Genomic DNA, 15,845 nt, shown 5'->3' on the forward strand with positions numbered 1-15,845 from the left:
ATACTCCCTTAAAATTGTTTAAATTTGTCTCTTGTATTCGCAGTCAGAAATTTATAGCGCAACAAACAATGAAGCAAAGCTTAAACAAACTTATCATTCAGGTTTCCCTACAGAAATTTACATTCATCGTACAAGAGGTTGAATCCAAACAGATTCACCATTTCGTTTCTGAAGCCTTAAACCAAAATAGAACAATTGAAGATCAGTTGCAGGCGCTCTTTGCTAAACACGAAATCCTATCAGATGCTTTTGAGGATATCGTTGTATTACACGACAATAATCTCAATACTTTTGTTCCAACAGCTATATTCGATGAAAACGCATTGGGATCCTACTTACAGTACAATACCAAAGTTTTTTCGTCCGATTTCTTTGCCTTTGATGAGTTAGCCAATCAAACCATCAACAACGTCTACATCCCTTATGTACAAATCAATAACGTTCTCTTTGACAAACTAGGCTCTTTTACCTATCAAAACATCAATACTGCTTTGGTAGATCACGTATTAGAACGAGCAGCAAATAATACGAATATTGAAGTATATGCCTATGTGCAAAAGGATCATTTCGAATTGGTTGTTACCCAAGGTGCACAACTAATACTGTTCAACTCCTTTTTATACACAACCCCTCAAGATTTTATCTATTATCTGCTCTTCGTATACGAACAACTCAAACTCGATCCAGAAACCATTCGATTAAATTTGATGAGTCGCATTGAAAAAGAAGATGCTTTGTTTGAACAAGTCTATACGTACATTCGTCACCTAGACCTTATAGAGGAAAATACTAGGATTGCTCCTTCTCTCCTCCTACATTATCAAGTACCTAAACAACATTATATTTTATTCCATCTATGAGAATTATTTCAGGAAAATTAAAGGGAAGAAAACTAAGTCCACCTAAAAACCTACCGGTTCGCCCAACTACTGACATGAGTAAAGAAGCTTTGTTTAATATTCTAAACAATCACTTCAATTTCTCTGAACTACAAGTGTTAGATTTATTCGCGGGAACAGGAAGTATTAGTTACGAGTTTGCTTCAAGAGGCGTGGAAAATATTGTCAGCATTGACGCTGATTATGGTTGTGTTAACTTTATCAAGAAAACAGCGAAAGACTTTGAGCTAAACATCGTACCTTATAAATCAGACGTGTTTAAATTCCTTGAAAAACACCAGGGAACCTATGATATTATTTTTGCTGACCCTCCGTATGACTTTACGCAAGAACAGTTTGAAAAAATAGTAACCGATATCTTGACCAACAACATCCTAGACGAAGAAGGAATGCTTGTTGTTGAACATTCAAAATTCACTAAATTAGAGCATTTGCCTCATTTTTCTTTTGAGAAAAACTACGGCGGATCTGTCTTCACCTTTTTTGAATACGCATCAGAAGAAGAGGACGAAGATACAGACGAAGAATAGTAAAAAACGTACACTTCGCTTCTTCCTAACGCATTGTTTTTTAAAACTACCTTATTTCAGGGCTAAAAAATAGAGTAAAAAAATACATTGATTTGATTTAAAACCGAATAAACCAAGTGATTTGTATTTTATATGTATATGATTAAGTAATTTATACATCAAAATCTAACGTTTACATAAAAAAAGATTGACTTAGGATATAAGTCAATCTTTTTTATTCTAATACATTGATTTAAAAATAAATGCAGATCTATAAGCCGGATTCTGTATGCACCGAAATGCATCCTTATCATTTATCCAGGCCATCAATTACTCAATGGCTCTATCTGCCTACCCCTAAAGCATCGGGCGAGCAGCCCTCAAACGCTAAATATACATGGCATTTCACCGTATAGAGTTTACCTGATTTCACTACAGCATTACCTGTACATCCTTTCTGTTGCACTTGTCCTCACGGATTGCTCCGCGGATGGGTGTTACCCACTATACCGCTCTATGGTGTCCAGACTTTCCTCTCGTTTATTGCTAAACCAGCGATAAGGCGATCTGCATAAGATTGCAAAAGTACAGCTTTCCGCGAAAAGGCGAACAAACTATTTACTTTATTTTATATCTATTATGGAATCCATTTCTTAGGGAAATTCGGCTTGCGTTTTTCTAAGAATGCATTGCGCCCTTCAATTGCTTCTTCTGTCATATAAGCTAAACGGGTTGCTTCTCCAGCAAATACTTGCTGGCCTACCATACCATCATCTGTCAAGTTCATCGCAAATTTCAACATCTTAATTGACGTTGGAGATTTCGCTAGTACTTCTTGTGCCCATTCATAAGCTGTATCTTCTAACTCAGCATGTGGAATCACCGCATTAACCATCCCCATTTCAAAAGCTTCTTGTGCAGAATAGTTTCTTCCTAAAAAGAAAATCTCTCTCGCTTTTTTCTGTCCAACCATTTTAGCTAAATACGCAGATCCATAGCCCCCATCAAAACTCGTAACATCCGCATCTGTTTGCTTGAAAATAGCGTGCTCTTTACTCGCTAAAGTCATGTCACAAACCACGTGTAAACTGTGTCCTCCTCCAACTGCCCATCCCGGAACTACCGCAATGACAACCTTAGGCATAAAGCGAATTAATCGCTGCACCTCTAAAATATTCAATCGGTGCATTCCATCTTCACCTACATAGCCTTGATGCCCTCTAGCCTTCTGGTCTCCACCACTACAAAAAGAGTACACCCCATCCTTAGGTGACGGACCTTCTGCCGATAATAATACTACGCCAATAGAAGTGTCTTCTTGTGCATCGTAAAAAGCACGATATAACTCACTTGTTGTTTTGGGTCTAAAAGCATTTCGAACTTCCGGACGATTAAACGCTATTCGAGCCACTCCATTACACTTTTTATAGGTAATATCTTCAAACTCGATCGCCGTTTTCCATTCTATCTTACTCATATCTTTTCTTATTTGTGAGTAAAATTACTGCTTTTTTATCTCTTTTCTAAACAAAGACCTAGAGAATCCCTGCTGATCGATCTCTTCTCCTCTCCTCTACTTGCCAAACATCGTCCGCTATACCCTCTGCTCATGAGATAGGAAATGTAAATTAATCCCCCCCCTTCTTACATCTCCTAAAAAAGAACGTTTTGTATACTTCTCAAATTTATTAAGTAGTATATGAAAGTTTCGTGAGAAATTCCTTTGATATTCAATAACTTTTACTAATTTGGTTTTTTCTTTAAAAAATCCCTACAAGACAGTAAGACTAATGAATACCAAACTCACACTCGCTTTAGTTAGCTTATTAGCTTTAGCTTCTTGCAAACAACAGCAAGAAACTACTATGGATTTAGCCTTGAATATGCCTATCATCAAAGAACACAATGTGTTTATTGACAAACCATATGAGTCGTCATTTCAAGAGCTAAAACCAGAATATATCCTTGAAAAAGGCCAGCAAATTGAAGATTTTTACAATCAATATATTAAAAAAAGCGGCTATACAGGTAGCTTCTTAGTGGCTCAAAATGGAAAAGTTTTATACGAACACTATTCAGGCTATGCCAATAAAAAACAAAATGAATCCATTACAGAAAATACACCTATTCACGTTGCTTCTGTTGGAAAAGTAATAACAGCCGTAACGGTTTTGCGACTGGTACAAGAAAACCTCATTTACTTGGATCAATCCGTTTCGGAAATTATCGACGGTTTTCCCTATGATGAAATTACAGTTCGAATGCTGCTAAACCACCGTAGTGGTTTGAAATACTACGGATACTATCCCAACAAATGGAACAGCCAAAATGTAATTACCAACGATCAAGTAATTGAGGTAATTAAAAGCAAATCCGTAGCGTTGGATTTCAAGCCCGATACGCGTTTTACTTATAGTAATACCAATTACGTAGTCTTGGCTTCTATTGTTGAACAAGTAACTGGTAAAAAATTTAAACAAGCTGTACGCGATTTAATCTTCGATCCGCTAGAGATGAATCACAGTTTTGTGTTTGACGATATTACACATAAAAATCAAGTAACTCAATCGTATAACTCCAATTATCGCGAGATGCATTGGGACTATATGGATGGTACTTATGGAGACAAAAATATTTATACCACACCTAGAGATATGCTGAAATTAGATACTGCCATGTATTCAGATGATTTCTTAAGTGCAGATCTTAAAGGACAAATGACAGAGGGTTACAGTTTTGAAAGTAAAGGGACACGCAATTATGGACTGGGCATGCGCTTGATCAAAATGAAGAACGATAAAAACTACACCTACCACAACGGTTGGTGGAGAGGAAATACATCCTCCTACATTCGCTTAGCCGATTCAAATGCCTGTATTATTCTCTTTTCAAACAAGTACTCCAAATTAACGTATAAAACAATCGACTTATCGCATTATCTAGGAGATTATCCCGTTGGAAATGTAGAGTTATAAGAGAGGGGGGAAATGGCGCTTTGCTTTTTGTTCTTTGCTCATTGCTCATTGCGCTTTGTAAGGGAACTCATCTCATCACTCGTCAAGGGAATTTCTAATAAAAAAAGGTTCGATTGTTTAAAAACAATCGAACCTTTTTTTACACTTAGTATTCGATAATTCCCCCATTCTCTCCCATCCATTTCCTTTAATCATTCAAAATGCGTTTGATGTCCTTATTGTCACCGTAAATCACCATAATATCTCCTTGATGCAAAATAGTATCATAGGAAGCAATCCCTTGTACTTCGTGAAATTTTCGCTGAGCACCAAAGAAGTTGCGTTCTTCACGCACTTTTAAGGTCGTTAACACTACTAAATTATAATTGGTTCTGAATCCGATCTCTCCCAAAGTTTTGTTGGCGAAACGCTCGGAAATGGTAATTTCTACAATACTATAACGCCCGTTGATCTCGTAGGAGTCTACCACACCTTTGATGCATAATTTCTTTGCCCAACGTTCGGCCGTTTCTTCTTCAGGATGTACAATCTCATCTACACCAATCGCCTGTAGGACATTTTCGTGTAAAGGTGTAATGGCACGACTAATTAATCGCTTGACATTGAGATTTTTTAATACTGCCGTTGTCATAATATTAGCCCCTTGATCTTCTCCAATCGCTACGATAACAATATCCGTATTTCCCAACGGAAGACCAGCAACCAAATACTGATCGGTTGAATCCAAACAAATAGTATGTGAAACCTTGTCTTTATTGGCATCAACACGAGCCATATTTTTATCCACTCCGATTACTTCATTGCCTTGCTCCGTCAACTTTTGCGCTAAAGAAGCGCCAAAATTCCCCAAACCTATAATTATATATTTCATCTTAGTCCTCTTACTTAGTTAATCAATATTTCCTCTGTTGGATACCTGTAGTTTGTCATGGTTTCCTTTTTGCTAATTGCCATTAAAAGCGTTAGAATGCTCACGCGTCCAACAAACATAAGCATAATGAGCGTTACCTTACTTGAATCTGTTAAATCAGTAGTGATACCCGTACTCAAACCCGCTGTACTATAGGCTGAAAAAGCCTCATAAGACAACCGAATAATATCGATCTTAGGTTCAAAAAAAGTAAGGGCAAAAAGAGCAATTCCTATAATAAACAACGATAGAAAAATAATGGCGAACGCACGTCTTACTGCTGATTCGTCTACTTCTCTACGGTTGACTTCAATTCTTGTTTTTCCTTTCATCAGCGTCCATACATTCAATAGGGCAATGGCAAAAGTTGTTGTCTTAATCCCCCCTCCTGTCGAAATTGGAGAAGCTCCAATCCACATCAACAGTATCACAATCAAAAAGGTAGGAAGCGTAAATAAATTATTGTCTACCGATGCAAATCCAGCAGTACGCGGAGAAGTAGCCGTAAAAAAAGCCACAACCACTTTTCCTATGCCGTGGTGCTCTGACAGCGTATTGTTATATTCTAAACAATATATCATAACAGTCCCCCCCACAATCAAACTGGCCGTGGTGATCAATATAATCTTAGTACTCAAATTAATTACCCGTGGAATGTATATACTCGCTTCTTTTATACTAAAAGGCAACAGTCGATTGACGATCAAGTGCTTGATGTATTTATAGACGTTATAGACAATCGGAAAGCCCAATCCCCCCATGATAAACAACCCTGCAATAATCAATTGCAACGGGTAATTGAAGCGATATTCAAGCGTGTATAAATTCTCGGGTAGTGTTGAAAAGCCCGCATTACAAAAAGCAGATACGCCGTGAAAGACAGCGAAAAAAATGCGGTCAAACAGCGAGTCAAAAACTTGATTTCGAATACTGATAAAAATGGCAATCATCCCAATTATTTGAATAATGCCAGAAATAATAATGATGCGTTTTAACGTGGCAAAAACATCACCTAATTTATCTATAGAGGAAACATCCTTGAGGACCAATTGATTGCCATAGGAAGCCTTTCCTCTAAAGAAATAGCTAAAATAACTCGCAATGGTCATGATTCCCAATCCTCCACATTCCATCAAAAAGATCATTACGGTTTTGCCAAATATAGTAAACTGACTACCAATATCCACCGTAGATAATCCCGTCACACAGACAGCACTAGTAGCAGTAAACAAAGCGTCAATATAACGTAGACTACCAGGGGTAACTGTTGCTTTTGGAAAAGACAACATAAAGGCCCCTATGAAAATAATCAATAAAAAACTGACAATAAACAGCTGAGGTGGCGTGAGTTTAGTTTTCTTCAAGTTGAGCTGTAACATGGAAAACTCGCGAACAACCATCAAGAATACAGCAAAAAAGATCACAGCATTACTATCGAAAAAACGAAGCGTATGCTCAGGTTGCCAACGCACGACAACCAGCGTCAAAAAAAGTAAAACGCTAAACGCATCGAAAATCTTTACTCCTAAGTTGGGCTGTTTTTTCTGTCGAAATGCACTAAAATACCGATAAAAGATAATCACCATCCCTATAGTCAAACACACATTGTACAAATGGTGTAGATGACTGTGATAGTCGTTGAGCGTATTGAAGCCCAAATCAAAAATCAGAACTAGAAGTGAAATAAAACTAAGCACAAAAGGCAAACGCACCAAAAAGTACTTCACCTTATTTACAACGATTGTTTTGAAATAAAATAACGGCATAACTACAGGACAAGTTCGTCAAAAAGTTGTTCAAACGTTTGATTTATATCCGCTGTTAAGCCACAATGTGTAGCCGAAACTTGAATACAAGAGCTCTTTGTCGCAGCTAACCAGCGAAAGCGCTCTGCAGCATCAAAACTGTTAATAGGGCTTGTTTTAGCTTCTGCTTCTGCTATGGAAATAAACGCCTTCACATGTGTTTCTAAGCTATCGTAATCCACTTCCGTACGAAAGCACGATAGTTTTCCGCGATCCAAATAATACTGTCCCTGAACCATTCGCTTCTGTTTACAAAAAAGCAAAAGTCCAATATTGATAAACTCACCGCGTTCAACGCGAGGAACAAATCGAATCACTGCATACTCATAAACTAACATCGCGTAATTTTTTTGCTTCATTAACAAATACACTCGCCTGCTCTCTTCTCAATTGCAAAAACTGAAAATAAATCGCTCTAATTTCTTCAGGTTCCAAGGTGGATTCTTCCCACAGTAACCAATCTACGGGGATCTGGTTCACAATATCTTGCAATACCTCATCCGTCAATACCTGGGTAAACACTTGATTAACCTGATCTAATTTAGAGGCTTTTGCCAATAATACATGATCCTTAATCAACGCAAAAGGCGTGACTGCACTTTTTTCCCAATTGGTAAATGAATGGTGAAAATAAAAAGAGGCTCCGTGATCAATCAGCCACAACTCCTTATGCCAAACTAACATATTGGTATTGCGAAAAGTGCGATCTACATTAGTAATAAATGCATCTAACCAAACCACTTTCGAAGCCAACATTTCATCTACTTCGAAGGCCTGTGGGTCAAATGTCAATGCACCGGAAAGAAAGTGTAAGCCCAAATTTAAGCCTTGGCTAAACTTGAGTAAGTCTTGAATTTCTTCATCCCCCTCTGTTCTCCCAAAAGCTTCATCTAAAGTCGCGAATACCAATTCAGGAACAGGTAATTCCAGCGTTTTCGCTAGTAATCCCCCTAGTAATTCCGCAATTAAAGCTTTTACTCCATGTCCTGCTCCTCGAAACTTAATAACGTATTTAAAACCATCATCCGCATCGGCCAAAGCAGGTAATGATCCCCCTTCGCGCAAAGGAGTTACATAGCGTGTAACCACCACACTTCTCAAATCAAGTGATTTATTCATGTTTGTGTATTCAATTTAGTTCAAAAGATTGGGTCTATTAAAAGTAAGCTTTCTCTTTGTTTCTAGCAACCCCATCCGCTTAAAAGTAAAAAAGGGATAAATCCCTTCTTTACACCTCTATTTTATATTTTAAAGTTTTCAGGAAAAAGCTGTATAGATTGAATACTAAGCTTTTATAGAGATAATCAAAGAAGTCAGGTAACGATTTGGTAATGGTGCTTATTGCTTTGCTTTTCAACGTGTTTCCGTTAGCTCATAGCAAATATAAAAAAAAGTTTTTTAAAATACAGTAAGATTTTTAATGCCCTTCCCTTTTTGTTTTTGATACCTCTATAAATCCTTGTCCATATATTCTTCCAAAGAAGATTTCAGTTGATCTAAAAATGCGGTTCGGGAACCTGCACGATATTTCATTCGATGAAAAGAATGATGAACATCTCCTAAGCTAATCTGAAACAATTTTTCTAAAACCAAACTGATTTTTCGTATCCCTACCTTACCGTAGGAAAGGGAACCGTTCGCATAAAGCGCATAAATCAGTTCTATCAAGTCATTTTTGGTGTCCGTCCAAAGAATGCCATCAGATGAAATATCCCTTGCTGAAAGAGAGCCTGCAATTTCATCATCGTTGATTTTTTGGAGTATGTAGGTATAGAGTAACTCGTTGGCTATTATCCGAGCCACTTTATTATCATAATAGGTAGAAAACAGCGGGTTAATTTCAAAGACGAAACTATTCAGTCCATCGTGGAAATTGACGTTACTCAACCTAAAGTAAGTTTCATCACGGTCGGTTCTTCCTGAACGATAATACCTGTAAAGATCTGAATTGTAGATATGCTCTCTGTATTCCTGTTTTAATTCCCGTAATTGCTCTGAAAAATAACTTGCGTACATTTTCCCTCCGTCAACTGGGCAAGCGGTCTGCATGCGGAATATCTTATTGTGGTAAATGAGTTTAGAGAGGATGTGTGACTTAATTTCCGAAAGAAATTGATTTCTTCCCAATGGTTTTTAAAGCCCTTTGTTGTAACATCCTATCTTATTGACCTCAAGTATTCTTGCAGGTATATGGTCATTTGATACGCTTCTTCAATGATATTAGGTACAGACAGCGAAATAGCGTTAATATGATTTAATGAAGATGCCATTTCTGTTAGTTTATTTATTATACTTCTCGTAGGATGACCATTGAAAACGCTAAAACACCAAAAAATAAGTGTTGTATAGGGCTATCAACATAAATCTCTAATTTGCTGATTGCCATTTCTGACTTATTCGGTGTTTCGTTCTAAAATATATCCATACAGTATTTTATGTTTTCATCTCAATAATAACTATCGAGATAAATTCTTTGCCCGAAAATAGCCGTACCCACTCTTATAATGGTTGTTCCCTCTTCAATGGCTGTTTCCAAATCGCCACTCATTCCCATTGATAATTCCTGCATTTCTACGTTAGGAATGTTTAGAGTAATAATTTCTTATTGAATATCTTTAAGCAATCGGAAACATTTACGCACGTTTTCGGTACTGAATAACCCTATTGTTATCAGCCCCTTAATTTTCAAGGTTTCCAACTGTGCAACCTGCTTTACCAATTCAATGACATTGTCGGGCCATATGAAATTTAGTTTTCAACAGCTCCCCAACCGCTCATCATAATAGCTAAAGCTTTAAAACCCCAATTCATGTCATCAGAAGAATAGATAGGTGTACTCGTTTTACTTATTAGATCTTGCTGATTTATGACTTGTTCTTTTATGGCTTTTGGTTTCATTACTAACGTTGGTTCTTCATTATTTAGGTAATAAATATCTAAACGCAAAATCCCATTATTTTCTTCTAAATAGAACGGGTGTGTAAAATTGATGGTATTGCTAAATAACGGCGAAGTGTAAACAGCTATTTTTTGCAACTGCATAGGCATTGTGTTATCTACTTTTTTTGGTGTGTAAATAATGACATCACATTCATAACCCAGAACATTTTGTTTTTTAGGTTCAACTTGACGATTAAACTCGCTAAAATCAATCGTATTTGTGGCATTTGCACCTGCATTCTCTGAAGGCTTGAACTCGGTATATATTTTTCTGTCTTGTTCGGCAATTTTATCCAATTGGGTAACTGTTTCTAAATAGATACTGCCTTTGTCTTCAGCTGTATTATGGTAATTATGCATATTCCAACCAAAACCACGAACATTTCCCAAAACTACCTTGTCTTTTATAAAATAAGTACATTCTGAAATATTCATTGACATCGCCCAGGCAACTAATGGATTTTGATTGCTCGTGTCTTCAACAACCTCAAAAATGGCTCTGGCTTCCGCATCATTTGTTAGTAAATCCTGATATTGCTGTGTAATATCTTCTCGTGAAAAATCTATTTTACCAATGATTTTTCCTAAATCTACATCTTTGCTAAAAATGCCCATTTCAACAATACCTTCGGTAAAAGGTTTATTGATAACTGTATGATTGTCTTCCGTCGGTTTGATTTCGTCTGACGAATTACAATTATAAAAAAGAAAGATAGTTGTTATAAAAATACTTGTTATTATTTTTTTCATAGATTAAATATTTAAAAAGGCTGTTTCTTTTTTAGAAGCAGCCTGTGTTTTATGGATTAATTAAGAGAATAACTAGTTAATTGGTGCTGTTCAACTACCTCATTATCATAGGTGTTTTTTTCATAAATAAGACCTACCCCTTTGGCAAGCCACGCTTCGTAAATTATTGTCAATGAATAGCCAGTGATACTGTTTCGTACAGTTTTTTTGGTTTCTGTTTTTATTACATCCTTGTACGTTTTACCATTTACTGCAACGCTAGTTGTTTTTGCTAATATTTTACCTTCATTAGTGTGCTTTAATGTGCCAGATGCTGCTCCAGAAATATTTAAAGTTACTTGATCGGTCCATACTTCACCCACTGCTAATTTCGTGTTTAGGGAAGTGATGACTCCTGCCGAAGTATTAACTCCCATCTGCGATGAAGCGCCATGATACTCATAAAAGACCCCATTGTCTTCTCTAATACCAATATTTAAATGAACATCAAGATCTGTTCCTTCGGGTTTAAATTGATAATAGGTTTTACCTTCATGGATTAATGTCTTATGAAGATAATATTCAGATTTATCCCCTGGATCATCTGTGTTAACCATATTCCATATATTACCTACGGCTAATGGCCAGTATGTATTACTCGACGGACCTCCTCCGTTGTCAATTGGAGATCCATTGTCTTCGGATTTACTACAAGATGCCAATACAGTTACTAAAAGTATCAAGAAATAATTGATTGAGATTTTCACCATAATATTTACTATAAATTATTTAACATTCACAAGTTCTACTCGTCTGTTTTTAGCTTTATTTTCTTCTGTATCATTGGCAACCAATGGCTGTTCTGCGCCCAAACCTTTAGCCGCTAAACGAGTTTTATCTATTCCATCAGTTACCAATGCGTTTAACACTGCCATAGCACGGTCATTTGATAGCGTTTTGTTGTGTGTAGCATCGCCTGTATTATCCGTATGACCTTCAATCGAAATCTTCAAGCTTTTATCTTTCTGCAAAGCTTCTGCAATTTGTGTTACCACTTCCTTTCCTTCACCTGTGATGTTAGATTTATCCACATCGAAGTTGATATACAAAATCGATTTCCCTTTTTCACTTAAATCCTTCGCAATTTCATCAGCCGTTACTTTGGTAATCGTTTGTTTAAAAGCTTCTTCTTGTAATACATTTAATGTTCCTCCCGCATTATTGGAAGTGAATTGAATATAAATGTTTCCTTTTTCTTGGGAACGAATAACATAAAACTTCATATTTTGATTCCAATACCCCATATCTCCCGAACCACCTTTATTAGGGTCTTGTTTGTTATAACGTTCGAATTCTTCTTTGGTGATTTCGCCATCAAAAACCTTAACCGCTCCGACGGAAAGCAAATAATCCTCCATGCTTTTCTCAAAGTAGCGTTGCGAATATTCTTCGCCTTGAACTGCAGTAACATTTGCTTTATACAATTTACCTTCAAAAGGTGTCATTACACCATTTATAGGAAAGAAACAAACATCAAAGTTTTTTTGTATGGCACCTTTTCGAGCTTCTAATCCTTTAGGTAAATTAATAAAAGGAAAATCGCCAATATCGGTAGTAGAAAATGGAATGTCTTCTATATTGAAATCAGCAGAGACATTGGTATCTGCTGTTTTTGCTTCGTTCGATTCAACGGTAGTTTCTGTAGAATCTAATGTGCTTTCCTGTTGTTTTGGCGATTGATTACAAGAGACAATCAATGCTGACACCCCAAGAATAATGGCTTTTTTTTTCATTTTTATATATTTTTTTTGATAAGCTAAAGATAATAATTTCAATTAGAACCTGATTTATTGTTTAACTCCATCAAAATGAAAATAAACATCTGTTGCGGATTGCTCATCTGTGCTCACACTAATGTTTTTATTAGATCCATAATAATGAAAGATACCTTCTAAACTACCTGTTAAGGAAACAATATCCTGTGTATTTTCGCCAAAACAAGCACAAGTTTCAACAGTGAAAGTTTTAGGAGTTACATACGAATATTCTTCGCCTGATTTTGCGGTAATTTTTAATTTATTACTTCCTTCTTTTGTAACGATTACAATAGCATCGAACCATTCATATACACCATTTGTATCACTTGTGTTTAACTTTCCTTTATACGTTCCCACAGCAGCATCAATAGTACCTTGTACTGGTTGTTCGTGTCCGTTGTCATCATCTTTACTACAGCTTGTAGTTACTGTTCCTAATGCTAATACTGTGGCAAGTGCTAAAAGAGCAAATTTTGTGTTTACTTTTTTCATGATTATTTTCAATTTTATTATAATAAGCAAATATATATAAATAGTAATCTATGAACAATCATCAAAAACCTTGATATTATTTCTAATGGTTTACAATGATTTTTTGTGGAAACAGAAAATGACAGCTCTTTTATTTGGATATTTGCGGTTTAATTATTTAGTGATGTATAGAAACTCTCTGATCATAATAGTTACGCTGTTTTTAGGCAATATGTTACAAGCCCAACAACTTGTTCCTTTAGACGAAGTAGCTTATGTAAAACAAATTAATCGTATCATTGAAAATACGAAAAGTGATAGTGTTCGCTTTTATAATACGCTTTTACTATCTGAATATTGGGCACAAACAGATAGTTTAAAAAGTAAACAAGCACTTGATAAAGTCCTATCATCTTCTCAAAAAAACTCATTAGCTAAAGGAATTTTAGAATACTATCAAGGGGTTTTCTATGCTAACCAAGGTAGTAAATCACAAGCAAAAACATATTACGAGCAAGCTATAAAAGCTCTTGAAAACGACTCGATCAACATCGCTTTTTTAATTAAATCATGGTATAATTATGCTTATATACAAGTAGAAGACAAAGGATATGATTATATGGTTAAAACGCTTACAGAATATTGTATTCCGTTGAGCGAAAAAAGTAATAATACCGAATTATTAGCGTACAATTATACGCAATTAGGACTTACCTTTATGTCGGTTGGGCAATTTGACACGGCTGAAGAGTATCATAAAAAAGCCTTAGAACAGCTTGATAAAATAAAAAACAAGAATAGTGTACACCTGATTACTTACTTTAATTTGGTAAGTAATTATTGCTACAAACCCGATAGTAAAACGGCTAAAATATATTTGGATCAGGCAAAAGAACTTATGAAGCCTTTTCCTGAATCACAGCATTATCCTAATTATTATTATCAGGAAGCTATGTATTATACTACTATTCAGGATTTTGATAATGCATTAGCCAGCCTAAGTAAAGGAGCCAAATTAGCCAAAGAGAGCAATCAAACGAAATTATTGCACATGTTGTATTTTAGAATGTACAATGTGTATTTGATGCAAAAAGATTATCGTAAAGCAAAAGCACAGTTAGAGCATATTTTAGCTGAAAAAGTATTGGCTAAAGAAGCTGTAAATCGCAGAATAACTTATACCCAATTGGCAGCGGTTAACGATGTTTTGGGCGAATATAAAGAAGCCTATCAATGGATGAAAAAAGCAAGTTTGTTAGGTGATAGCTTACAACAAAACAAGTTGTTAGAAAACATGAACGAACTGGAAATTTTGCATCAAACAGCTGATAAACAACAAAAAATAAACGATTTAGAAAAAGAGAAAAAAGCAAATGAATTATTGAGTAAAAACAAAAATCTACGAATGACTATTTTGGTTATTGCTCTTATATTAAGCTTGATTATTGCTTTTTTAATTTTTATCAATTACAAGAAACAACAAAAGTTAAACAAACAAATCAGTCTGAGTCATGAGCAGGATTTACTTCATATAGAAAATCAACGTAAATACGAAGCAACACAAGCCATATTACAAGGTGAAGAGCAGGAGAGACAACGAATTGCACAGGATTTACACGATAGCATGGGCGGTATGTTAGCAAATATACGAATGACGATTTCGGCTAATGATTCGTTTAATAAAGAAAAGGTAATTGAAAAATTAGATAAATCTATTGTTGAAATGCGTCGTATTTCCAGGAATCTGATGCCCGAAACACTGAAAAACCTTGGTTTGGAAATCGCTCTAAAAGAATTGTGCGAAGCGATGACACAAAAACAGTTTGCCATTCAGTTTGAAGCCTTTAATTTATCAGAAAACATTCCATTTAAAACACAAATGGCGTTGTATCGTATCGCACAGGAAAGCATTAGCAACATTACAAAATATGCTCAGGCAACCAATGTTATTGTGCAAATCAGCCAAAATAAGAATATACTGAATTTAACCATTGAAGATGACGGAATAGGCTTTGATAAATCTGAAATCGTATACGGATTAGGCATAATGAATATACAAAATAGAGTTCAATTGATTAACGGAACGGTTGAAATTGCTTCGAATAAAGGAGAAGGAACTACCATAAATGTGGAATGCTATGTATGATAAAAATAAGATAAAACTTGCCATAGTTGATGACCATCTAATGATTTTAGAAGGATTGAAATCACTATTAGAAAAAGATACGAAGTTTCACGTTTTTTCTTTTACCAAAGGAGCTGCTGTCATAGATTTTATTCAGGAAAACAAAATAGATGTCGTTTTGCTGGATATTGTTTTGAGCGATGGAAACGGATTGGATTTTTGCAAAATAATCAAACAAAAAGCGCCAAAATCTATCGTCATTGCATTAAGCAATCAAGCTGAACGAAGTATTATTTTTCGTTTTTTAGAAAATGGAGGAAATGGCTATATCTTAAAAAATGCCGATTCCCAAGAAATAATTGAAGGCATAGAAAAGGCATTGATTGGTGACTTGGCTTTGAGTAAAGAAGTACAAGAAATTATGCTGAGAAGCTCAGTTACAGATTTTGAGCTGCCTAGATTAACCAAAAGAGAAAAACAGATTCTTCAAGCAATTGCCCAAGGAAGTACATCAGCTGAAATAGCCGAACAATTATTTATAGCTGTGATAACGGTAGAAACCCATCGAAGGAATTTATTGCAAAAGTTTAAAGTAAGAAATATGATCGAGCTGATTAAAATAGCCACTGAAAATCAATTGATTTAAATTAATTCAGGTCAAACAA

Annotated in this window: 15 protein-coding genes, 1 other RNA gene and 1 pseudogene; 5 read left to right on the forward strand and 12 right to left on the reverse strand. The window is 35.7% G+C overall.

From position 1 onward, the window contains the following. The first annotated feature begins 68 nt into the window (after positions 1-68). Positions 69-860: a DUF3822 family protein gene (locus HX062_RS11840; RefSeq protein ID WP_182626903.1), complete on the forward strand. Its 792-nt coding sequence runs from the start codon at positions 69-71 to the stop codon at positions 858-860. Then, a complete protein-coding gene (gene rsmD / locus HX062_RS11845) occupies positions 857-1,429 on the forward strand; it encodes a 16S rRNA (guanine(966)-N(2))-methyltransferase RsmD (protein WP_182626905.1) in 573 nt (190 codons plus the stop codon). The genes HX062_RS11840 and rsmD overlap by 4 nt, the downstream gene beginning before the upstream one ends. Before the next feature lie 237 nt (positions 1,430-1,666). On the opposite strand, the gene rnpB is transcribed toward rsmD, so the two are convergent. Next, positions 1,667-1,982, reverse strand: an RNA gene (gene rnpB / locus HX062_RS11850) — RNase P RNA component class A. A 63-nt stretch (positions 1,983-2,045) separates the two neighbouring features. Next, the gene (locus HX062_RS11855; RefSeq protein ID WP_182626907.1) at positions 2,046-2,885 is read right to left on the reverse strand and encodes a 1,4-dihydroxy-2-naphthoyl-CoA synthase; all 840 of its coding nucleotides are present in this window, start codon (positions 2,883-2,885) and stop codon (positions 2,046-2,048) included. A gap of 313 nt (positions 2,886-3,198) precedes the next feature. On the opposite strand from HX062_RS11855, the gene HX062_RS11860 reads away from it, so the two are divergent. Next, positions 3,199-4,383, forward strand: coding sequence for a serine hydrolase domain-containing protein (locus HX062_RS11860; protein WP_286467561.1), 1,185 nt, complete (start codon positions 3,199-3,201; stop codon positions 4,381-4,383). A gap of 187 nt (positions 4,384-4,570) precedes the next feature. Here HX062_RS11860 and HX062_RS11865 read toward each other — a convergent pair whose 3' ends face one another. The 10 genes and pseudogenes from HX062_RS11865 to HX062_RS11910 all read right to left on the reverse strand — a co-directional run bounded on the left by HX062_RS11865 (position 4,571) and on the right by HX062_RS11910 (position 13,076). Then, entirely contained in the window at positions 4,571-5,254 is a 684-nt protein-coding gene (locus HX062_RS11865) for a potassium channel family protein (RefSeq protein ID WP_182626911.1), read from the reverse strand. Positions 5,255-5,268: 14 nt separating this feature from the next. Continuing rightward, positions 5,269-7,059, reverse strand: a complete 1,791-nt coding sequence (locus HX062_RS11870; RefSeq protein ID WP_286467562.1) for a TrkH family potassium uptake protein — start codon at positions 7,057-7,059, stop codon at positions 5,269-5,271. A gap of 2 nt (positions 7,060-7,061) precedes the next feature. Beyond that, a complete protein-coding gene (locus HX062_RS11875) occupies positions 7,062-7,436 on the reverse strand; it encodes a DUF3037 domain-containing protein (RefSeq protein ID WP_182626915.1) in 375 nt (124 codons plus the stop codon). Further along, positions 7,423-8,217, reverse strand: coding sequence for a HipA family kinase (locus HX062_RS11880; protein WP_286467564.1), 795 nt, complete (start codon positions 8,215-8,217; stop codon positions 7,423-7,425). Before HX062_RS11880 ends, HX062_RS11875 begins: the two co-directional genes overlap by 14 nt. A 330-nt stretch (positions 8,218-8,547) precedes the next feature. Then, entirely contained in the window at positions 8,548-9,225 is a 678-nt protein-coding gene (locus HX062_RS11885) for an RteC domain-containing protein (RefSeq protein ID WP_286467565.1), read from the reverse strand. 319 nt (positions 9,226-9,544) lie between these two features. After that, a pseudogene (locus HX062_RS11890) lies at positions 9,545-9,835 on the reverse strand (YggS family pyridoxal phosphate-dependent enzyme); the annotation flags it as partial. 11 nt (positions 9,836-9,846) lie between these two features. Next, complete coding sequence (locus tag HX062_RS11895) at positions 9,847-10,788, reverse strand: hypothetical protein (RefSeq protein ID WP_286467567.1); 942 nt, start codon at positions 10,786-10,788, stop codon at positions 9,847-9,849. 56 nt (positions 10,789-10,844) lie between these two features. Beyond that, a complete protein-coding gene (locus tag HX062_RS11900) occupies positions 10,845-11,384 on the reverse strand; it encodes a hypothetical protein (protein WP_286467568.1) in 540 nt (179 codons plus the stop codon). Positions 11,385-11,552: 168 nt separating this feature from the next. Then, complete coding sequence (locus tag HX062_RS11905; RefSeq protein WP_286467569.1) at positions 11,553-12,560, reverse strand: OmpA family protein; 1,008 nt, start codon at positions 12,558-12,560, stop codon at positions 11,553-11,555. A 54-nt stretch (positions 12,561-12,614) separates the two neighbouring features. Then, positions 12,615-13,076 (reverse strand): hypothetical protein, encoded by a 462-nt coding sequence (locus HX062_RS11910; RefSeq protein WP_286467570.1) that lies wholly within the window; start codon positions 13,074-13,076, stop codon positions 12,615-12,617. Between the two features lie 163 nt (positions 13,077-13,239). Between HX062_RS11910 and HX062_RS11915 the strand changes: the two genes are divergently transcribed. Together HX062_RS11915 and HX062_RS11920 are read left to right on the forward strand one after the other, a co-directional pair. After that, positions 13,240-15,201: a tetratricopeptide repeat-containing sensor histidine kinase gene (locus HX062_RS11915; RefSeq protein ID WP_286467571.1), complete on the forward strand. Its 1,962-nt coding sequence runs from the start codon at positions 13,240-13,242 to the stop codon at positions 15,199-15,201. Beyond that, positions 15,194-15,826, forward strand: a complete 633-nt coding sequence (locus HX062_RS11920; RefSeq protein WP_286467572.1) for a response regulator — start codon at positions 15,194-15,196, stop codon at positions 15,824-15,826. The genes HX062_RS11915 and HX062_RS11920 overlap by 8 nt, the downstream gene beginning before the upstream one ends. Positions 15,827-15,845: the final 19 nt, after the last annotated feature.

Origin of the sequence: Myroides sp. DF42-4-2 (assembly GCF_030326445.1) — a bacterium.
Classification (GTDB): Bacteria; Bacteroidota; Bacteroidia; order Flavobacteriales; family Flavobacteriaceae; genus Flavobacterium.